Here is a 20,838-nt window from a genome sequence, read left to right on the forward strand (position 1 = left end):
CTTTCGCGAGTCCGTGCGAGACTCCCGGGCGATGTACACCCCGTCCGATCTCGCCGACCTGCTCGAATGCGAGCACCGCAGCCTTCTGAACCAGGCGCTGGCCGCCGGGCTCCCCGGAGCGCCGCGGCCGGGCTCCGGGCCGGATCAGCTGGCGGTCACGCACGGACGCGCGCACGAGGCCGCGACGCTGGACAAGCTGCGCGGCGAGCGCAGCGCCGTCGTCGAGATCGACGAACGCGACCCGGTCGTCGCCGCGAAGGCCACCGAGGAAGCGCTTCGGGCGGGCGCGCCGGTGATCTACCAGGCGGTCTTCCACGACGACGAGTTCTCCGGCCGTGCCGACTTCCTGATGAGGGACGACGAAGGCCGTTACGAGGTCTACGACACGAAGCTGGCCAGGCACGCCAAGCCCGCGGCGGTAGTACAGCTGACCGCGTACGCCGACGCCTTGCGCCGCGCAGGCTGGCCCGCCGGTCCGCGGATGCACCTGCTGCTCGGTGATCACAGCACCCGCTCGTTCCGCGTCGACGACTTCCTCCCGCTGGTGGACCGGCTCCGCGCCCGGCTGCGGAACCGGCCGCCGACCCTGCCGCTCCCGTTGTGGGCCGACGAACGGCCCGCCTGCGGTGGCTGCTCGTACGCCGCGCATTGCGCGAGCGCCCGCGAAGCGGATCGAGACCTTTCGCTGGTCGCCGGGATGCGCGGTGACCAACGGCGGAAACTCGTCGCCGCGGGTCTCGGCACCATCGACGCGCTCGCGACCGCCACCCCGGAGGATCGGCCGCGCGACCTCTCGACGACCTCGTTCACCACGCTGCGTGCCCAGGCCGCGATCCAGGTCCGGCAGGACGCCACCGGGCGGATCGCCTACGAGGTCATCGATCCGGCCGCGCTGGCCGAGCTGCCGCCGCCCGCGCCCGGTGACGTCTTCTTCGACATGGAAGGCGATCCCTACGCCCTGGCCGGCGAAGGGCTCGAGTACCTCTTCGGCGCGGTGACCGCGGACGACGGCACGAAGTTCACACCGTTCTGGGCGCACAACCGGTCGCAGGAGAAGCGGGCCTTCGAGGAGTTCGTCGACTTCGCCACCGCGCGGCTCGCGGAACATCCCGGTTCGCACGTCTACCACTACGCGCCGTACGAGGTCACCGCGATCAAACGGCTCGCCGCCGTGCACGGGACCCGTGAGGACGCCGTCGACCATCTCTTGCGCAGCGGCGGGCTGGTGGACCTGTATTCCGTGGTGCGCAAGGCACTCCGGGTGTCGCAGCGGTCGTACTCCATCAAGTACCTCGAGCCGCTCTACATGCCCGAAGCCCGCGACGGTGACGTCAAGACGGCGGTCTCGAGCATCGAGGCCTACGAGGAGTACCTGACGCTCACCGCTTCCGGCGAGACCGCACACGCGGACGAAGTGCTGCGCGGGATCGGCGACTACAACGAATACGACTGCGTCTCGACGCTGCGGTTGTTCGAGTTCCTCCACAAGGTCCGCGTGGAGGAAGGGATCGAGCTCGCCGAGCCGCCCGACGAGTCCGAGGTGGACGCTCTGCTTCGCCGGACCGAAGAGGACGTCGCGGCCCAGAAACGCGCGGAACGCGCCACGTGGCTGGCCGCGCTGGTCGATCCGCTGCTGGACGGGCTTCCCGACGATCCGGCCGGGTTCACCGGCGAGGATCGCGCCCGTGCCCTGCTGGCCGCGTCCGTCGGCTATCACCGCCGCGAGACGAATCCCGCGTGGTGGGAGTACTTCCGCCAGCTGGCGGCCCCACTCGGTGATCTGGAGACCGACAACGCGTGCACCGTCCCGATTTCGCTGGAGGCGGGGGAATGGGTCCCGCCTTCGGGCCGGGTCCGCAAGGCGAAACGCTCGCTCGTGCTGCGCTGCGACCCGGACCGGCCGCATCCCTTCGCCCCCGGTGACGACGTCCGGCTGCGGTACGGGGCGGCCGCGCGGGACGCGAAGGTCGTCTCGGCCACGGCCGTCGAACTGACCCTCGAGGAAAGCTGCCCACCCGACGAAACCACCGCCGACAGGCCGGTGGCGGTGCTGCCGGGCAGCCCGGTCCGGCCTTCCCCCAAGGACGACGCCGTCGCGGACCTCGCCCGTCTCGTCGTTGACAGGTTGCCGGTGCTGCCCGCCCATCCCGGCGTCGACCTGCTCCGGCGCGCGTCGCCCCGGCTGCGTGACGATCGCCCCCTGCCCGAGCCCGGGGCCGATCTGGTGAACACGGTGATCGAAGCCGTCGAGGCGCTCGACGGTTCCACGCTCGCCGTCCAGGGTCCGCCCGGCGCGGGCAAGACGTACCTCGCGGGCAGGCTGATCGCCAAGCTGGTGCGCGCGGGCAGGACGATCGCCGTCACCTCGAACAGTCACAAGGCCGTGGAGAACGTGCTGTCCGCCGCGCTGAAGAACGCCCCGGACCTGCCGTGTGCCAAACGCGCCAAGCGGACCCCGGATCCGGCCGCGCCCTGGGAGCAGCCGAAGACCAATCCCGCGCTGGTGAAATGGCGCGAGGAGCACGACACCGGCCATCTGGTCGGCGGGACCGCGTGGACGTTCGCGAACGCCGCGATCCGGGAAGAGCCCTTCGACCTGCTGATCATCGACGAGGCGGGCCAGTTCGCCCTCGCCGACGCGCTCGCGGTGTCGATGTGCGCCAAGAACCTCCTGCTGCTGGGTGATCCGCAGCAGCTGCCGCAGGTCGTGCAGGGCACGCATCCGGCGGGCGCCGAGACGTCCGCGCTCGGGCATCTGATCGGCGAGGCCGACATCATCCCGGCCGAACTCGGATACTTCCTCGACGAGACCCGCCGGATGCATCCGGCCGTCTGCTCTCCGGTGTCCCGGCTGTCCTACGCGGGCCGCCTGCACTCGCATCCTTCGGCGGCCGAGCGGGCGATCGACGGTGTCGAGGCGGGTCTGTACCTCGCGGAGGTCGACCACCACGGCAACACGACACGGTCGGTCGAGGAGGCCGAGGCGGTCACCGCGCTCGTCTCCGAACTCCACGGCCGCGCCTGGACCGATCACGGCGATCCCCGCCCGCTCGGCGACGAGGACATCCTGGTCGTGGCGCCGTACAACCTCCAGGCCCGCGTCGTGGCGCGTGCCCTGGAGCAGGCCGGGTATCCGGGCGTCCGGGTGGGCACCGTCGACCGGTTCCAGGGGCAGGAGGCACCGGTGGTGATCACCACCATGACCTCGTCGTCGGCGGTCGACCTGCCGCGTGGCCTGGACTTCCTGCTCTCCCGCAACCGGCTCAACGTCGCGCTCTCGCGGGCTCAGGCGCTCGCGATCGTGGTCTGCTCGCCGCGGCTGGTCGAGGCCGACATCCGCACGGTCGACCAGATGCGGCTGGTTTCGGGCATGCTCGGGTTGATGACCGAAGCCGTGCCCTGGCACGCAGGACGGAGTGACCATGAGTGAGAACAGTCCGGAGAAGAAGCCGGAAATCCTCGACGCCGAGATCGTCGAGGAGACCCCGGTGCCTCCCGCCCAGGTTCCGGACCCGGACTACAGCGAGTCCGGGGTGCCCTCGTTCGAGCACGTGCGGGACCGCATCGAGCAGCGGTACACGACCTCGCTGGGCTCGACCGAGCTCGCAGGCCTCGGCGGTAAGGAAGACGTGGCCTCACTGGACGAGAAGATCGCCGACCGCGACAAGGCCGCCAAGGACAAACTGGCCGAAATCCGCCGCGCGATGCGGGAGCGGTGAGTCAGCCCCAGTGCGGTGAGCCGGCCTGCACCGCGATGGCCCGTGCCTTCCGATAGAGCTCAGTGGCCGCTTCGCGGAGGCCGAGGGCGGTGGCCAGCTCGCCGAGGTGGAACGCGACCGGGCGAAGGGTGAGCATCCCGCTCCCGGCGCCCGCGATCTCGCCCTCGGCCGGAAGAAGGTCGGCGTACAGGCGTTCCATCGCCGTCCGGTCACCGAGTTCGATCGCGACGACGGCGGCCAGGCAGGTGCGCGCCTCGTACAGCACGTCACGGGGCGAGTCCGGGATCGGGAGGACCGGACGACACCAGCTTTCGTAAGCGCCGTAACTGTCTTCGCGTGCTTCGGGCGGCATGCCCCGTTGGATCCGGTCACAGAACAGGGCGAGGGCGAGGATCCCGTTGTCCACTCCGGACATCGCGGCTCCGGCGAGCCCCGCCGCCGCGGCGCGGTAAGCGGCTTCCCCGCCGGGTCCGGTCATCGCGGTCCGCATCGCGCGATACCACCGGGTGAACACGCCGACGAGCGGGAGGCCGTACTTCTCCCCCAGTTCGTCCGCCGAAGCGGCGTGCCGGTCCGCGGCCGTGAAATCCGCGAGCGCGCTGCTCGCCTGCACGAGGACGAGATGCCCGAGCACCTCGAACGTGACCAGCCCCTGTCGCCGGGAGAGGTCGACCAGTTCCGCACCGATCCCGGCCCGCTGGGGTGCCAGCCCCGCGCGGTCGAACGACTGCAGGAACCGGGCGTTGAGCGCGAAGGCCAGCAGCGCCGGGTCACCGAGCCGGCGGGCGAGCGTCTCGGCTTCCCTGGCCGCCTCGCGGGCCCGCCGTCCGCCCGCGTTCCGCAGTTCGACGGCGAGTGTGGCCAGCAGACGGCACCGCTCGGCCTCCCGATCGCCGGGCAACGCGGCGAGGGTCCGCTCGACGGCGCCCCGCGATCCGCGCAGCGAGTCCGGGATCGTCGCTCTCGGTCCAGCTGGCGGGAACGTCGAAGGCGCCGATCACCCGCGCGGTCAACAGCGGATCGGCCAGCTTTTCCGCCGATTCCAGCGCCTCGGCCCGGTGCCGTCGCGACTGGGCGAGGCCGCCCGCGACGGCCGAAGCGCGCGCCTTGCCCATGACCAGCTCCAGGCGCTTTTCCGGGTCGGAGGCGCCGGACCGGTCGAACGCGGTGAGCGCGGCGTCCCAAAGTCGCGCCGCTTCCGCCTGGGCGAAACGGCTTTCGGCCCGTTCGGCGACGGCCCGCGCGTAATGCGCGGCGCGGTCCGCGTACTCCTCGGACAGCACGAAATGGTGCGCCAAGGCGTCGACGTCGTGGGGGCGCAGCCCTTCCAGCGTCTTGGCGATCTCGCCGTGCTCGCGGGCACGCCGTGAACGAGAGAGATCGTGGTACAGCGTGTCCCGCACGAGCGCGTGCGCGAACCGGAACCGACGCGGCGCCGGCTCGGTCAGGAAACCGTGCCGGACCGCGCTTTCGAGCGCGTCGAGCGCGGTTTCCCCGGCCAGGGTCTCGAGTACGGCCAGGTCGACGTCCGTGCCGATCACCGCGGCCCGGCGCACCACCCTCTTCGCCGTGTCCGGTAACGCGTCCAGCCGGTGCCGGACGACGTCGCGGACTCCCGGCGGCACCGCGTCCAGTGCGGCCGGCCCCTCGGCGGCCAGCACATGGGCGAGTTCACGGACGAAGAAGGCGTTCCCGCCGCTGCGCCGATGGATCGCCGCGGCGGTCCGCGGATCGACTTCTTCCCCGGTCGTGACCCGGACCAGGTCGGCGACTTCGGTCTCGGGCAGGCCGCCAAGGTGGACGCGCACCGGCTCGTGGCGCGCGGCCCGGCCGAGGAAGCCCGTCAGCCGCGCGGGCGGGTCGGTGCCTCGATGGGTGGCCACGACCAGCACCGGCTCGGCGAGCACCGCCGTCAGCAGCGCCAGCGTCTCCTCGCCCGCCCAATGCAGGTCGTCGAGGACGATCAGCAGCGGCTTGGCGCCGGCCAGGTAGGACGCGACAGCCCGATGCCATCGCCAGCGCGCGGCGACGGGATCTTCGGCCACCGGTCCCGCCGTCGGCGCGGGACCGTATCCGGCGTCGGCGAGTGTGGCCAGGATCCGGGTCCACGTTCGGCTTCCTCAAGAGAACTTCTCGAGCGCGGCTTCGGCCGAGCCGGTGTGAGAGTCCAGGTGCCGCCAAGGGTCCTCCTTGCGCGCCAGCCGCCGACGCAGTCTGGCCGGATTCCAGCCGTCCGGCTCGGCCTTGCCCAGTTCCGGCCAGTCGAGCGGGGTGGCGGCCGCGGCGCCGGGACGGGCGCGCAGCGAATACGGCGCGACGAAGGTCTGCGCGTAGCCGTTCCGGTTCGCGTCGAGGAAGATCCGGTCGCCGCGCTTGTCCTTGCGCTGTGCGGTGGTCAGCCGGTCGGGATCGTCGGCGGCGACACTGTCCGCGATCTTCCGCGACAGTTTCAGGACGAGGTCGGTGTCCGCCTCGGCGTCCAGCGGTGTCAGGATGTGGAAACCCCGGCCGCCCGTCGCCTGGACGAAGGCCGTGAGCCCCAGGTCGCCATAGCGGTCGCGGATGCGGCGGGCCACCGAGCGCAGTTCGGTGACCGGTGTCCCGTCCGGTGGGTCGAGGTCGAGCACCAACCGATCCGGCCGATCCGGCGCCTCCACAGTGGACAGCCAGACATGGAACTCGACGGCGCCCTGATCGGCGAGGTAGACCAGCGTCTCGACGTCGTCGCAGACCACGTACTCGTCGGTGCCGTCGGACCGGCGGGGTACCTCGGCGACGTGGATCCAGTCCGGGAAATGCTCGCTCGGATGCTTCTGGAACCAGCCTTCGGCGTCGATCCCGTCCGGGAACCGGCGCACCGTCAGCGGACGGCCGCGCAGCTGCGGGAGCATGACGTCCGCGACGCGGCGGTAATGCTCGACGACGTCACCCTTGGTCAGGTTGTCGGCGGGGTAGAACACCTTGTCCGGATTGTGCACCGTCATCCGGGGTGATTTCCCGATGATCGCCCGCACGAAACGGCGTGGCACCATACCGTTCTCGCAGGTCCAGGCTCTTTCCGGTGGGGAATTTGCCGCCCGGACCGGCTGGCGCAGGCTGCCGGAGGGGCCGGATGTGAACCGTACGCGACCATTCACGCGTCAAAGAGGACTCTTCGGACTGAGCCGAACGGGCTAATTCTTGCCCTCCACCGGTCGCAATCGCCGTCCCTTCGGGTTTGTCCATCACTCGGATGGGTATCGGTTGTCGGCACGCTCTACGAGGGGCCCGACATGACACCCACCACCAAAAGGGCGCACACCATCGCCCGCGATCTCCTGTCTCTCACCAGATCGGGTGAAGCCGACCAGCTCGCCACCGCGCTGGTGTCCATCGCGTCGTCCACCCGGCGGAAACCGGCGCTCGGCGAAGTCGTCGGACGGCTGGTCGACACGTTCTCCTTGGCCACCAAGGATCGCCGGAGTTCGCTGCGGATCGGTGAACCGTTCACCTTGCGCCTGCGGGATTCGGCGGGACGGACGGTCCGGCCCGACAGACTCGACCCCGGTGTGGCCGCGATCGTCCGGGCCATCGCCGCCAGCGTCCGCGACGACCGGGACACCTGCGCCGACCAGATCGGCGAGGCCTGCGAGAACGTGGACCTCGACCAGCGGATCCGGGTTCTCGCGCACTGCCTGGTCTGGACCTCGGATCTGTTGAGCACCGATACCACCGCCTATCCCCCGGTACTGTCCTGCTTCAAGGTATTCCCCCGCCACCGTCCACAATAGACATTGCGCGGTTCGGATGACTTCCGGCCCGTCCGGTGGACAACCCCCGCCCGGAACGGCAAGCTGGACCATCGCGCACGAAGTCCGAGTCCCCGATGACGGGCGCACCTTCGCGGCCACTTCCCCTGAACCAGGAGTGCAGACTTGGACGAGGTAGCGCCCTCGACGGTACCCGCGGATTCCCGTGCCGCCGCCACGGCGGGCCGATTGCCCAATCCGGACAGCAGATTGGTCCGAGCGGCCGTCGCCGGTGATCCGGTCGCGGTCCGGGAACTGCTCCGTTTCCTTTCCCCGCACGTGTTCCGCTATTGCGCGGGCAGAGTCGGGAGCACCGGCACGGGAGCCTGTGACGCGCAGGACTGCGCGCAAGACGTGCTGCAGGCGGTGCTGATCGCCCTGCCCCGCTACCGGTACCGCCCGGACCGGTTCCTCGCGTTCGTCCTCGGGATCGCCGGGCACAAGGTGGCCGACCTCCATCGGCGGCGTTCCCGCGAACCGGTCGCCTGGGTCTCGGAGATCGGCGACGGACTGACGCTCTGGGTCCGCCGCGATCCGGACGAGATCGAACGGCTGGAGCATCGATGGCAAGCCGGGACCCTGCTGGCGAGATTGCCGATGCCGCACCGGGAGGTGGTCGCCCTCCGGTTCGTGTTCGGCCTTTCGGCCGAGGAGACGGCCGAAAGGCTCGGCCTCCCGAGTGCCGGAGCGGTCCGCGCGGCCCAGTTCCGGGCGCTCGCGCGGTTGCGGGCCCTGCTCACCGAGCGCACCATCCGTCACGCGAGCGATGTCCCGATCATGGGACAAATCCCCGTACCGGAACTCGTCCCGGTATAGAACCGTCCCCTTCGGCGATCGATTCTTGTACGCCGCTTGTACGAGGGTCCCGCATCCTGTCCCCCTATCCGGGGAACCACTGGAGGACAGAGATGAAGATCCGATCGAGGATCGGCAGAAGCGCCGTGGGCACGATCGCGCTGACCGGGGCGATCATGCTCGGCGGCGCGGGTGAGGCGCTGGCGGCGACGGGCACGGTGAACACCGAATCCGGCGTGGCGGTGACCGTGCGGTCGAGCCCGAGCACCGGTGCGCGTTCGGTCGGCACCGTCGCGAGCGGCACCTCCGTCACGATCGACTGCCAGATCAACGGTTCGACGGTGAGTGGCAAGTACGGCACCACCGACATCTGGGACTACGTGCCGTCCAAGGGCGGCTACATCAGCGACGCCTACGTCTACACCGGCTCCGACGGCCGGGTCGCGCCGGACTGCGCCGGCAGCACCCTCTCCTGCTCCACCGCGGGCACCGGAAACCCGAGGACCTGTGCCGAAGCCGTCGCGTGGGCGAAGGCGCACGTGCACACCGACAACGATCCGAACTACTACCGCTGGTGCGACCGGATCAACTCGTGGGCCTACGGCTGGACCGCGAGCGGCTCGGAAACGGCGTACGTGCACTGGACCCAGATCCCGGGTTCGTACAAGCACCCCGGTGACACCCAGGTGCCCGCCGGCGGGCTCGCCTTCTTCGGCAACGGCGGCACCGGGCACACGATGATCTCCATCGGCGGCGGCAAGTTCCTGTCGAACGACATCCACGGTCCGGGCAGCTTCACCGAGACCACGATTTCGGAGATCAAGAGCGCGTGGAACTACACCTATCTCGGCTGGTCACAGCCGTGGTTCAAGATCAACCACTGAGCGCGCGAGTGGCCTCGAAACGCTGCCGGACGAAGGGAGCCTCGCCCGGCAGCGTTTCCTCCGCACGCCAAGAGAAATGCGCGGCGGTCAACCCGGAGAAGATCCACCGGCGCCGGACGCCGCCGGTGTCGGCCTCGATCTCGAAGCCGTCCTCCGTCCGCTCGCCGAGGAACGGGATCACCCAGCCGTTGCCGGGACCGAGCCAGGTCGACCGGAACGCGTCGATCTTCTCGTCGTAGAAGCGCAGGCTCATCCCCCATTCCCCGTCCACACCGCCGACCCTGCTCACCCGCGCCGGACTGATCCACACGTCGGCCAGCGCGCGGCCGTCGAGCGCCCAGCCGAAATGCCACTCCCCGTCGACGGTGCGGACACCGCCGTCTTCGTCGAAGTTGTGCACGACCAGGTCCCAGCTGCCGATCAGCGGCTCGAACACACCGAGCCGTCCGGCGAGTTCGGGACGCGGTCCCGAGGCGGTGAAGACGGCGGCGATCCGTTCGGTGACGTCCATGCGGCCAGCATGACCATTTGACAGTATGCTGTCAAATATGAGCGACCTCGTCCGCGACTACCGGCTGCTGATCGCCGACGTCTACGAACTCGCGGGACTGAGCCGCCGCATCAGCGAGCGGGAAGCGGCCGGGCTGGGCACGACGGTGGCCCGCTGGCACGTGCTGAGCACGGTGTCCGAAGCACCCCTCGCCGTGCCCGCCATCTCACGACGGCTGGGCCAGGTCCGCCAAGCCGTGCAGCGCGTCGTGGACGACCTCGCCGAAGCAGGCCACCTGAGCGTGGAGCCGAATCCTTCGCATCGCCGCTCATCCCTGTACGCCATCACGTCCGAGGGCACCCGGTTGCTGCAACGGCTCTGGGACGCGAGCGAATCCCGGTGCGACGTACTCGAAGACAGCGGTGTCACCCACGAGGAGCTGCGGCAAGCCCGCGACACGCTGCGCAGGTTGTCAGCCGCGCTCGGCTCCTGAAACCACTTCGTCGCATCGTGACAAGCGGCCACTCGATCGGGTCGTGAGCACGCCCCAAACCCGGACGACGGCTCCTCCTCGACACGCTGACATGGTCCGTGAAGGCCTCTCGGAGTCATGGGGTTGTTGCAACACCGTCTGATGGGGGTGGGGTTGTGGTGCGGGTTCATCGGTGGCTGCCGCGGTCGGTGCGGGTGGGGTTTTGGGATCAGGTCCGGGCCGGGGTGGCGGCGAAGCCGGCGGCCCGGGCGGTGGGGCTGTCCCCGACGACGGGGGTGCGGTTGTTCCGGCAGGCTGGCGGGGTGATCGGTAACGCACCTGCTCGGCCTGGTCCCCTCCGGTTGAGCCTGGCCGAGCGGGAAGAGATCGCCTGCCTGAAAGCCGCGGGCCAGGGGCCCCGGGCGATCGGGCGGGCGATCGGCCGTCCGGCCTCGACCGTGTCCCGCGAGCTGGCCCGCAACACCGGTTCCTCCGGCCGCTATCGGGCTGTCAGCGCGCAGCACACGGCCGAGAACCGTGCGAAACGCCCGAAGGCCGCGAAACTGGCCGCGGACACCGTGTTGCGGGACGTGGTGCAGGACAGGCTGAACCGTAAATGGTCCCCGCGTCAGATCGCGCGGAGACTGGTGCTGGAGTTCCCCGACCAGCCGGAGATGCGGGTGTCCCACGAAACGATCTACCAAGCACTGTATGTCCAGGGAAAAGGCGCGCTGCGCCGCGAACTCACCCAGGCGTTGCGGACCGGGCGGGCACTGCGGATGCCCCGCCGGCAGGCCCAGGCCCGCCGGGCCCGGCCCGCGGGCAGGATCCCCGACATGGTCAACATCTCCGAACGGCCCGCCGAGGTCACCGACCGCGCCGTCCCCGGGCATTGGGAAGGCGACCTGATCCTGGGCAAGAACAACAAATCCGCGATCGGGACCCTGGTCGAACGATCGACCCGGTTCGTGATGCTGCTGCACCTGCCCCACGGACGCGACGCCGCCACCGTCGCCGCCGCCATGACCGAGACCATCCAGACGCTGCCGCCGCTGCTGCTGAAATCCTTGACCTGGGACCAGGGCAAGGAAATGGCCCACCACAAAAAGATCACCCTGGCCACCGGGATCGACATCTACTTCTGCGACCCACACGCACCCTGGCAACGCGGAACCAACGAGAACACCAACGGACTACTCCGCCAATACTTCCCCACAAGCACCGACCTGTCCCAGCACACCGCCGCAGACCTCGCACGAGTCGCCGCCGAACTCAACGGCCGCCCCCGCGAAACCCTCGACTGGCACACACCCGCCGAAGCCCTCGAAGCACTACTCTCCAACCAACAAACAATGCGTGTTGCAACCACCATGTGAATCCGCCCCTCCTTGAGGGACCCTGGGTCCCTCAAGGAGGCCTTCACGGACTTCAGGCGCCGAGATCCGCGGAGTCCTTTGTGGACGATCATGGGCGCCCCAGACCCCGGCGATCAGGTCATACAGCTTTGGCGGCCTGACACGTTCGCCTTACCCCTCAATACCTCTTGTGCCCGCCGCCGAGGCGCGGGGTGAGGATCTGAGATGGTGCCCCATCCGCCCGTGAACCTCGATCCTCGGGCAACTCAGCGCTTCCCGCCGCGGCGAACGGCCTAACCGAAGTACCGTCCCGCCCCGATGTGAGCACCGGCGGATCGCCACCATCCCGCGTCGCCGGTCGAATCGATCCCGTCCGCGATCACCGTCGCGCCCGCCAAGGTCGCGGTCTCGATGAGGTTCCGCAGTGACCGCTCCGCCAGTGGTTCCGTCCGCCGCTCCGCCAGCCGGGGAGCGATCCGGACCGTCTTCACCGGCACGTCCACGAGGCAGACGACGTCACCGGCCGCGCCGAAGTCCTGCAGTTCCGCGTCCACCCCGATCTCGGCGAGGAGGTGCAGGTTGTCCACGGTCTCCCCGAGTTCGGCGAGCACGGCGCCCGCCGGGAAGCCCAGTCGCAGCCGTGACGGGCCCAGACCGGTCGCGGCGAGCACGTTCCGCACCGATCCGACGAGATCGGGATCCGCGGCCTGGTTCGGCGTCAGGCTCACCACCATCGGGAGCCTGTCGTCCGCCTCTTCGCACGCGGTGCGGATGAGCCATTCGCCGAGCGGCACGACGAGACCGGTGTCGTTCGCGAAGCGGACGCACGTGTCGTGACCGATCCGGCCGTGGCGCGGATGGTTCCAGGCGAGCCTCGCCTCGATACCCGCGGGCCTGCTGTCCGCCAGCCAGGTCAGCGGCCGGAAGTGCACTTCGACCTCGCCGGTCTCCCAGGCGCCCGCCATCGAGACGGCAAGGCCGAACTCGTGCCGCTCCCTGGTGTCGAGGACGGAGTCGGACATCGCCCACTGGCGATAGCCGTTGGCCTGCGCCCGGCGCAGTGTCATGTCGGAGACGCGCAGCAGTTTGTTCGGCGCGATGTCCCTCGGCGGCCGGTGCACCACCCCGACGCAGGCCGATACCGCGACCCCGCTGCCGCCTTCGAGGTAGACCGGTTCGGACAGCTCCTGATTGAGCATGCCGATCACGGTGGTGACGTCGGGACTGGCCGCGGTGTTCTGGATGAGGATGCCGAACTCGTCACCGCCGATCCTGGCGACGAGTGCGTCCTCGCCGCCGACGACGGCACGCAGCTTCGCGGCGACGTTCTTCAGCAGGTCGTCGCTCTGTTTCTGGCCGAGCCCGCCGGCGATCAGTGAGAACCCGTCGAGGTCGAGGTGGTAGACCGTGACGCCGAACGACGGGTCGGCGTGCCGCAGCGCCCGTTCGAGGCGAGTGCCGAAGCACTGCCTGTTCGGCAGGCCGGTCAACGGATCGTGCAGGGCCTGACGGCTCAGCTGCCGCTGCAGCAACGAAACGTCGGTGTCGCCGTCGACGAGCGTGATCAACTGCTGGGCCTCGCCCGCCGGGTCGCGGATCACCGCGCCGGTGAAGCCTGCCCACATCGGTTCCTCGTCGTCGGCCGCGAGTCTTCGCGTCAGCTCCAGCCGCTGGCTCTCGCCTTCGAGCAGCTTCCGGTAACCCTCGCGCAAGCCCTCGGCGTCTTCCGGATGAACCAGCTCGTAGAGGTTGAGCCCGGTCAGATCGGTGACGGGCCGGTTCAGCATTTCGGCGAACGCCGGGTTCACCCGCTGGACGCGGCCGTCCACCCTGGTGACGGCGACCCCGGTCGCCGAACCGGCGAACAGCTGCTCGAAACGTGCCTGGGTGAGCACCAGCTCACGCCGGGTCTCGCGTTCGATCGTGACCAAGGTACGACTCAGATCCTCTTGCTGGGTTTGGATGCTCTCACGCAACGCCTCGCCGTAACCGGACGCGAGTGCGCCGAGCACCTGCAGGACCCGTTCGGGAAGCGACTTCACGCTCCGCAACTCCGGCTCGTGCAAGAGTCCCTTGCCGAGTACGTCCATCGTGCGCCGGAGACTGTCCGGCCCGACGCACCTGAGCGCGACGAGCCGTGCCCCGGCATCGGCGGCCTGCACGGGCTCCGCGTCCTCGCTGAGGACCGCCGCGAAGACTTCGTCCAGCAGGCCGGCGAAATGTTCCTCGATCTGGGCGTGGGTGTACGGAAGATACGCCGTTCCGGTGACCAGGTAGGCCCATTTGCGGGCCAGCGTGGCGCGGGTCGGCGCGGCGTTCTTCCGCTTCGGCGCTGTGGAGGATGCGGTTCTCTTCGGGGCGTCCGGCGATACGGAGAACTCATCGCCGTCCGGAAGTGGGGAGGTCACGTCCGCCGGTCCTGGGGTCGTTTTCGTATTCCGTCGTGAAGAAACATCCTCCACGATTCTCTGGGCGTACTCACGGTCAACCGGCCACCTGATCGGGTGGTCACCCTACGGTACTGCAATACCGACCTTGTCCCTCAGCCAATCGCGAGTGGCCTCCCGATAGTGGGACGCATTCCGGTGCAATGCCAGCGAATGCCCGGCACCGGGCAGAACATACGTGGAAAGTTCGGCTTCGGGCCGGTAGTACGGCGCTTCCGCCGGACGTAACGTCTGTGCGTGCGAGCAGTCCCGAAGCGCGAACAGACCACAGAACAGGATGTCCTTCTCCCCGATCGCCTGGAAAACCGGCACCCTGATCGCTTTCGTCGCGGGCAGCACGATGCCGAACACGGCGACGGTTCCCATTCCCGGGACCGCGACCTGATCCTTGGTCGCCTCGTCCGCCTCGATGACCCGCGGATCGGCATTTTCCGTCGCGTAGAACAGCCCGGCCCGCGCTCCCGGTTTGGTCGTGAAATAGAGCGGATCGCCACCGACCGAACCGAGCTTGCCGTCCGCGAAGGCGGGCTGAAGGCCGAAAAGCACGCCGAGGGTCAAGGCGGGTACCGACGGAAGATGCGTGACGCCGGTGAGGATCACGCCGTCCACGTCCTGATACGTCGAGGCCTCGGCCGCGACGATGCCCGAACCGACCGAATGCCCGACGATCACGACCTTCTCGAACGGCGTGCCGCCGACCCGTCCCGCGCGCAGGTGACCGACCACCTCGTGCATCGACCGTGCCAGTACCGGCAGCAGGAGCGGAAGGCTGAACGGTTTGCTGCTCCCGCCCGAACCGAGCTGATCCGCGGCGAAGGTCGCGTAGCCGTGCTTGGCCATGTCCCGCTGATAGGAGTAGCGATCCGGGTCGTACGGCAGGTCCCAGTAGGCGCTGTTGTACGTGCCGCCGTGCACCAGCAGCTGGACCGCCTTGGGCACCGGGTCTTCGGGCAGGCAGAGCCGGCCGTGCACCGTGGCGGGCGCGCCGAGCGGGCCGGTGACCGGCAGCTCCAGGTCGGAACAGCGGACGTCGACGGCCGCGGCCGGGGCGGCGACCAGGAAACCACCGAGGAGCGCGCAGCAGGCGGCCACCACCGTGGCCAATTTGAGCGGCATTCTCACAGAACCTCTCCGGAATCGGAACGCTCGGAAGGAGCATGAACCCTACACCCGGTGATCGAACATTCACCGACAGCCTGGTGACGGAGTCGGAAATGCACCGGACAGGCGGCCGAACGCGGGAACCCGCCCTGCCGACGTGGATCCCGGGCACCGGTTCGCCATCAGGCACAGCCCGAGGTCCGAGGCAGCGCGATCATCGGCAACCGGTTCGGCTGCATGGTCGCTTTGATCTTGGGAAAGACCTTCACCCCCGGGACCGGCTCCAAGCGCCACCGCGCGCCGATCGTCGCCGCCACCAAGGCGATCTCCGTGGGCGCGAACTGGTGGCCGGGGCACAGCCGCGCGCCGGCCCCGAACGGGATGAACGCGCCTTTGGGTATCCCGGCGGCGCGCTCGGGCTCCCAGCGATCCGGGTCGAACCGTTCGGGTTCGGGGAACCAGCGCGGATCGCGGTGCAGCGTGTGCTGGCTGACCGCGACCTCGGTCCCGGCGGGGATCGGCACACCACCGAGTTCGACGTCCTCTCGCGCCCGCCGCATGAGGATCACCGGCGGAGCGCGGCGGACGACCTCGTTGATGATCCGCTGTGTGCACACCAGGCGCGGCAGGTGTTCGAACCGTGCGGGGCCGCCCGCCAGCACCTCGTCCACCTCGGCGTGGAAGCGGCGTTCGATGTCCGGCCGCGCCCCGATCTCGTGGAAGAACCACGCGAGCGCGACGGCCGTGGTCTCGGCGCCGGTGGTGAGGATCGTGATGACCTCGTCCTCCACCTGCCGGTCGGTCATCTCCTCACCGGTCTCGTCGTCCTTGGCCAGCAACAACATCGACAGCAGATCGCCCTGATCGCCACCCTTCTCGCGCGCCTTGAGGACCGCGTCGCCGATGACCCGCCGGAGCCGCGCGGCCGCCGCGTCGAACTCGCGGTTCGCCGCGATCGGCAGCCGTTCCACGAACTTCGGCGAAAAAGCCCGGACCATGACGTACTTCAACATGATCGGGATCGACCGCTGGATCTCGGTGAGCGCGTCGTCGCCGAGTTCGGTGGAGAACAGGGTGCGCCCGGAGATGGTCAGCGCGAGATCCTGCATCCGCCGGTCGAATTCCACCACCTCGCCCGGTTTCCACGTGTCGGCAAGGTCTACAGCGACTTTCGTCATCGTCGTCTCGGCGTAGAGCGCGATGCGGCTTCGCTGGAAAGCGGGCAGCATCATCCGCCGTTGCCGCTGGTTGAAAGCACCGTTCGAAGTCGCGAGCCCGTCACCGAACAACGGCCGCATCTTGTCGAACACGATGCCTTTGTCGAACTTTCCCGCGTCGACGGCGAGCAGTCGCCAGGCCAGTTCCGGCGTGGTGACCAGATAGACCGGCATCGGGCCGAAGTCGAGACGGACGACGTCGCCGTGCGATCGCAGTGACGTCAACAGTTTCAGCGGGTCACGGAGCATCGGCACGGTATGCCCGAGCACCGGCCAGCGGCCTGGTGCGACAGCGACGTCCGGTGATGGTGCCATCGTGCTCGTCTCCCCATGCCTGGGCGCTGAACCCGGTCACCTTAGGACCGCCGGGCCGCGGACGGGGTGCCGCGGCCGCACATCCACACGATCGGACGATGGCAGTCTGGCCCCGCGTGACCGATAGACTCCTGTGCCCCAACGGATCCCAACCGAACGGCGGCCACGACGGTGACTTCGAACCTGAGCTGGGTACCCCCCGAGGTCGACACGACCGTGCCGAATCCCGCCCGGGTCTACGACTACTGGCTCGACGGCGACCACAACTTCCAGGCCGACCGTGACCTGGGTGAACAGATCCTGAAGATCATGCCGGGCATCCGCGACGCGGCCCGGCTCAACCGCGCCTTCCTGCGGCGTGCCGCACTGCACATGGTGGACGCGGGAGTGCGGCAGTTCCTCGACATCGGCTCCGGCATCCCGACCGTCGGCAACCTCCACGAAATCGTCCAGCAGGCCGATCCCGCCTGCCGGGTGGTCTACGTCGACCGGGAATCGGTCGCCGTCGCCCACTCCAGACTGCTGCTGCGCGGCAACGACCGGTGCGCGACGATCCAGGCCGACCTGCGTGACATCAACGCCATTCTCGACGCGCCGGAGACCAGGGAACTGCTGGACCTCGATCAGCCCATCGGCCTGTTCATGTTGCTGCTGCTGCATTTCGTGCCGGACGACTGGGAACCGCACGCGATTTTGGCGCGCTACCGGGACCGTCTGGCCCCCGGCAGCTTCCTCGCCCTCTCGCACGTCGCGGCCGACGCGAACTCGAGCGGCCTCGACGAGGCCATCGAGGCGTACAAGAGCACCCAGAACGACCCCATCCCCCGAACCCACGACCAGGTGCTTTCCTTCTTCGAAGGCTTCGACGTCCTCCAGCCCGGCGTCGTCGGCTGCGCGATGTGGAACCCCCAAGGTGCCGGCGACATGTCCGAGGACCCGGAGATCAACTCGCTGCCGTACGCGGGTGTGGGCCGGAAGCCGTAGGGCCGCTGCTCGCCCCAGTACATGAAGGCCCCCTTCCTTGCGCCTAGGTACAGGAAGGGGGCCTTCATGTACCTAGAACTCGGCGTCACGAAAGAAACGCCGCAGGATCCTCAAGGCAGCACGTCGGTCACGGTGTCCTTGATGACCTGCCACTGGCGTGCTCCCGCACCCGCGTCAGGCTGATCGTGCAGTGCCGACCGATGTTCCGCGACGGCACCTGGCAGTAGGGTTCGTGGACCTGCACGGCCATTCTCCCGCTCGTGGACCGGCGCGCGGAACTGTGGCGCACCAGAACGGCGGGCCGGTTCCTGCTGGTGGTGCTCGACGACGCCGCGAGCGCCCTGATCGCGGCGGCGTCCGGACGGCCGGACTCCGGGGTGGCCGCGTTGTGCGGCGATGCGCCGCTGGCGATCCGGATCACGGCCGCCCGCCCACAGAATCGTCCACAGTGGACTGTAGATGCCCTGGCCGAACGGCTGGGTTCCGAGCACGACAGGCTGGCCGAGCCGCCGAAGGTCGTCATCTGAGGAATTCGGTGAGCAGGCCGCGCAAGGTGTCCGGCTGGTGGAGGACGCCGTGGTCCTGTCCCTCCACGGTGGCGTACCGGGCGCCGGGGATCGTGTCGGCGACCGCGCGGGCGCCGGCCCGCATCCAGGCGTCGCTCTCCCCGCCGTCCAGCACCAGCGTGGGCACCGAGATCTTGGCCAGCCTGCCGGCGGGCAGCACGTTGCCGGGACCGCACAGCGCGAGGTCATAGGGCAACGTATGGGCGAGTCCGGTGAACCACGCCCAGAACGCGTCTTCCCGCATCCCCTTGACGACCTCCGCCGGGGTGGCCGTTCCCTCGACCAGGAAGAGTTCCGCCGCGCCGTCGCGGTCGCCGTCGGCGATCAAGGCCCGGACGCGGTCGAAGAGGTCGACCGGGGGCTTCGGACGGCTGTCGTCGACGACGTACGGCGGCTCGTATACGGCGAGACTCGTCACGGCGACGCCTCGTGCGGCCGCCTCCAGCCCCAGCACGGCCCCCGACGAGTGCCCGAAGACCGCCGCCGAACCGCCGACGTGCTCGATCAGCGCGGCGAGATCCTCGACCTCACGCTCCACCGAATAGACCGCGCCCGCGCCGCTGTCACCTCGCCCTCGCCGGTCGTAGGCGATCACGGTGAAGTCCGCGGCCAGCGTCGCGGCGAGGCCGGCGACGGTCGTGCGGTCGTTGAACGCGCCACCGGCCAGGATCACCGGAGTGCCCGTTCCGGTGCGCTCGAAGGCGATCAGGGTGCCGTCGGCCGAGGTCACGGTCTCGAACGAGGTGGTCATCAGGTCCTCCACAGGGTCGCTTGACTCTAGTTTCGTCCCTGGGTCGGAGCCGACGACCACCGCTCGACCTCACTTCCCGAGATTTCCGAAGAATTCCCGGAACTCGGCGACCACGTCGTCCGGAACGGCCTCCGCGAGCCTGTCCAGGTTCGCCAGTGCGGCGGTGCGTTCCGCCGACGGCCGGTCGATACCGGTTTGCAGTTCGCGGTAGCCGGTGACGATGGAGGACGTACCCGCCGGTCCGGAAGGACCCGGAGGTACGGGCCGGGCTGACGAGGAGCTCGCGAGAGCGGTCGTGAACGCCACCGAAGCGGCCGCTGCCGCACCCGAGCGCAGGGCCGTTCTCTCGTCGAAGTGACCGAACGCGGGCATGACGGCGCCTCCCCAGTGTTCGAACGACGGCGACCAGGGGCGGCGGGTGGTGAGGCCTCGTGTGCGGCAAGGACGGTTCTCTCGATCACCGTCCTCACCACACCCGGGTTTCTAGCGCTTTCCGTCGGTCCTGCGGGGCAGGCCCCACGGGTTGTCCTCCTGCACCGGTTCCGGCAGCAGCGCGTCGGGGAAGCCCTGCCAGGCGATCGGTCGCAGGAAGCGTTCGATCGCGGCGGTGCCGACCGAGGTACTGGCCGGCGCGGTGGTCGCCGGGTAGGGACCGCCGTGTTCCTGTGCCCAGGTGACCGTGACGCCGGTCGGCCAGTCGTTCCACAGCAGGCGGCCGGCGACCCGGGTCAGCGACGGGAGAACCGGGCGAATCCAGTCCACATCGGACTCTTCACCCTGGATGGTCGCGGTGAGCCCCGGTTCCATCACCCCCAGCAGGCTGATCAGTTCCGCTCGGTCGGCGTAGGTGACGATCAGCGACGCGGGGCCGAAGCACTCCTCGCGGACGGTGTCGGCGTCGGACAGGAAAGCCTCGGCCGTGGTGGCGAGCAGCGTCGCGCCGTGCGAAATCCCCTCGGTGCCACCGGATTCCGACAGCACCTCGACCCCGTCGACCTCACTCAGTTTCGCCAGTCCTTCGGCGAATCCGGCGGCGATGCGCTCGTTGAGCATCGGCTGCGCCGGAATCGCCGAGACGGCCTCGCGCAACGTGTCTTCGAGGCCGTGGCCCTCGGGCAGGAACAGCAGCCCCGGTTTGGTGCAGAACTGACCGGCACCGAGGGTGAAGGAGCCCGCGTAGCCCTTGGCGATCGCCTCGCCGCGCGCGTCGATCGCGGCCTGCGTGACGACGACCGGGTTGACGCTGCCGAGTTCGCCGTAGAACGGGATCGGTGACGGCCGCGAGGTCGCGATGTCGAACAACGCGCGCCCACCCGGCACCGATCCGGTGAACGACGCCGCCTGGATCCGCGGATCCTTCAACGCCGTGACGCCGTTCTGCTGGCCGTGGACGACCGCGAAGATCCCTTCCGGCGCACCGGCCTCGACCAGTGCGTCACGCAGGATCTCGCCGGTGCGCGCGGACAACTCCGGGTGACCGGAGTGCGCCTTGAGCACGACCGGGCAGCCGGCGGCCAGCGCCGACGCGGTGTCACCGCCCGCGACACTGAACGCGAACGGGAAGTTGCTGGCGGCGAACACCAGCACCGGGCCGATCGGGGTGAGCAACCGGCGGATGTCCGGCCGCGGCCCCATCGGCCAAGCGGCGTCCGCGTGGTCGACGGTGGCGCCGAGGAACGAGCCGTCGGCCAGCACCTCGCCGAACAGGCGTAGCTGGAACGTCGTGCGCTTCAGTTCCCCCTGCAGGCGCGGTGCGGCCGGGAGGTGGGTCTCCCGGTTGGCCAGCGCGATCAGTTCGTCGGCGGCCGCGTCGAGGGCGTCCGCCGCCGCTTCGAGCCATCCGGCACGCTGGGCTGGGGTCGCGGCCGCCGCCGTGCCTGCCGCGTCGGCGGCGGCCGCGAGGATCTGGTCGAGCGTGGCGGGATCCGTTGCCTGGCTCATGATTTCCTGCTTC

General features: G+C 69.4%; 18 protein-coding genes. 9 read left to right on the forward strand and 9 right to left on the reverse strand.

Annotated features, from left to right (window positions below; translation table 11 throughout):
- The first annotated feature begins 31 nt into the window (after window positions 1-31).
- Together P3102_RS23565 and P3102_RS23570 are read left to right on the forward strand one after the other, a co-directional pair.
- Window positions 32-3,430, forward strand: coding sequence for a TM0106 family RecB-like putative nuclease (locus P3102_RS23565; protein ID WP_276361818.1), 3,399 nt, complete (start codon window positions 32-34; stop codon window positions 3,428-3,430).
- Window positions 3,423-3,719, forward strand: a complete 297-nt coding sequence (locus P3102_RS23570; protein ID WP_276361819.1) for a hypothetical protein — start codon at window positions 3,423-3,425, stop codon at window positions 3,717-3,719. Before P3102_RS23565 ends, P3102_RS23570 begins: the two co-directional genes overlap by 8 nt.
- A gap of 770 nt (window positions 3,720-4,489) precedes the next feature.
- On the opposite strand, the gene P3102_RS23575 is transcribed toward P3102_RS23570, so the two are convergent.
- Both P3102_RS23575 and ligD read right to left on the reverse strand, forming a co-directional pair.
- Entirely contained in the window at window positions 4,490-5,764 is a 1,275-nt protein-coding gene (locus tag P3102_RS23575; protein ID WP_276361821.1) for a hypothetical protein, read from the reverse strand.
- 75 nt (window positions 5,765-5,839) lie between these two features.
- A complete protein-coding gene (ligD, locus tag P3102_RS23580; RefSeq protein ID WP_276371315.1) occupies window positions 5,840-6,703 on the reverse strand; it encodes a non-homologous end-joining DNA ligase in 864 nt (287 codons plus the stop codon).
- Window positions 6,704-6,991: 288 nt separating this feature from the next.
- On the opposite strand from ligD, the gene P3102_RS23585 reads away from it, so the two are divergent.
- The 3 genes from P3102_RS23585 to P3102_RS23595 all read left to right on the forward strand — a co-directional run bounded on the left by P3102_RS23585 (window position 6,992) and on the right by P3102_RS23595 (window position 9,186).
- On the forward strand, window positions 6,992-7,489 hold the full coding sequence (locus P3102_RS23585; protein WP_276361823.1) for a hypothetical protein: 498 nt from the start codon (window positions 6,992-6,994) through the stop codon (window positions 7,487-7,489).
- Window positions 7,490-7,633: 144 nt separating this feature from the next.
- Window positions 7,634-8,323, forward strand: a complete 690-nt coding sequence (locus tag P3102_RS23590; RefSeq protein ID WP_276361824.1) for a sigma-70 family RNA polymerase sigma factor — start codon at window positions 7,634-7,636, stop codon at window positions 8,321-8,323.
- A gap of 92 nt (window positions 8,324-8,415) precedes the next feature.
- Window positions 8,416-9,186, forward strand: coding sequence for a hypothetical protein (locus P3102_RS23595; RefSeq protein WP_276361826.1), 771 nt, complete (start codon window positions 8,416-8,418; stop codon window positions 9,184-9,186).
- On the opposite strand, the gene P3102_RS23600 is transcribed toward P3102_RS23595, so the two are convergent.
- The gene (locus P3102_RS23600; protein ID WP_276361827.1) at window positions 9,176-9,697 is read right to left on the reverse strand and encodes a hypothetical protein; all 522 of its coding nucleotides are present in this window, start codon (window positions 9,695-9,697) and stop codon (window positions 9,176-9,178) included. The genes P3102_RS23595 and P3102_RS23600 overlap by 11 nt on opposite strands.
- Before the next feature lie 37 nt (window positions 9,698-9,734).
- Here P3102_RS23600 and P3102_RS23605 point away from each other — a divergent pair, with 37 nt between their 5' ends.
- Together P3102_RS23605 and P3102_RS23610 are read left to right on the forward strand one after the other, a co-directional pair.
- Window positions 9,735-10,169 (forward strand): MarR family transcriptional regulator, encoded by a 435-nt coding sequence (locus P3102_RS23605; protein ID WP_276361829.1) that lies wholly within the window; start codon window positions 9,735-9,737, stop codon window positions 10,167-10,169.
- A gap of 158 nt (window positions 10,170-10,327) precedes the next feature.
- Entirely contained in the window at window positions 10,328-11,524 is a 1,197-nt protein-coding gene (locus tag P3102_RS23610; protein WP_276361830.1) for an IS30 family transposase, read from the forward strand.
- Window positions 11,525-11,796: 272 nt separating this feature from the next.
- Here P3102_RS23610 and P3102_RS23615 read toward each other — a convergent pair whose 3' ends face one another.
- From P3102_RS23615 to P3102_RS23625, 3 genes are all read right to left on the reverse strand, one after another.
- Window positions 11,797-13,911 (reverse strand): EAL domain-containing protein, encoded by a 2,115-nt coding sequence (locus tag P3102_RS23615; protein WP_276361832.1) that lies wholly within the window; start codon window positions 13,909-13,911, stop codon window positions 11,797-11,799.
- 105 nt (window positions 13,912-14,016) lie between these two features.
- Window positions 14,017-15,066: an alpha/beta fold hydrolase gene (locus tag P3102_RS23620; protein ID WP_276361833.1), complete on the reverse strand. Its 1,050-nt coding sequence runs from the start codon at window positions 15,064-15,066 to the stop codon at window positions 14,017-14,019.
- A 167-nt stretch (window positions 15,067-15,233) separates the two neighbouring features.
- Complete coding sequence (locus P3102_RS23625; protein ID WP_276361835.1) at window positions 15,234-16,583, reverse strand: cytochrome P450; 1,350 nt, start codon at window positions 16,581-16,583, stop codon at window positions 15,234-15,236.
- A 171-nt stretch (window positions 16,584-16,754) separates the two neighbouring features.
- Between P3102_RS23625 and P3102_RS23630 the strand changes: the two genes are divergently transcribed.
- Both P3102_RS23630 and P3102_RS23635 read left to right on the forward strand, forming a co-directional pair.
- Window positions 16,755-17,567: an SAM-dependent methyltransferase gene (locus P3102_RS23630; protein WP_276361836.1), complete on the forward strand. Its 813-nt coding sequence runs from the start codon at window positions 16,755-16,757 to the stop codon at window positions 17,565-17,567.
- A 260-nt stretch (window positions 17,568-17,827) separates the two neighbouring features.
- A complete protein-coding gene (locus tag P3102_RS23635; RefSeq protein ID WP_276361838.1) occupies window positions 17,828-18,094 on the forward strand; it encodes a hypothetical protein in 267 nt (88 codons plus the stop codon).
- On the opposite strand, the gene P3102_RS23640 is transcribed toward P3102_RS23635, so the two are convergent.
- The 3 genes from P3102_RS23640 to P3102_RS23650 form a co-directional block, all read right to left on the reverse strand.
- Window positions 18,087-18,884: an alpha/beta hydrolase gene (locus tag P3102_RS23640; RefSeq protein ID WP_276361839.1), complete on the reverse strand. Its 798-nt coding sequence runs from the start codon at window positions 18,882-18,884 to the stop codon at window positions 18,087-18,089. The genes P3102_RS23635 and P3102_RS23640 overlap by 8 nt on opposite strands.
- Window positions 18,885-18,953: 69 nt before the next feature.
- Complete coding sequence (locus P3102_RS23645; RefSeq protein ID WP_276361840.1) at window positions 18,954-19,256, reverse strand: hypothetical protein; 303 nt, start codon at window positions 19,254-19,256, stop codon at window positions 18,954-18,956.
- 111 nt (window positions 19,257-19,367) lie between these two features.
- On the reverse strand, window positions 19,368-20,825 hold the full coding sequence (locus P3102_RS23650; protein WP_276361842.1) for an aldehyde dehydrogenase (NADP(+)): 1,458 nt from the start codon (window positions 20,823-20,825) through the stop codon (window positions 19,368-19,370).
- Window positions 20,826-20,838: the final 13 nt, after the last annotated feature.

This window comes from Amycolatopsis sp. QT-25, from assembly GCF_029369745.1.
In the GTDB taxonomy this organism is placed as follows: domain Bacteria; phylum Actinomycetota; class Actinomycetes; order Mycobacteriales; family Pseudonocardiaceae; genus Amycolatopsis.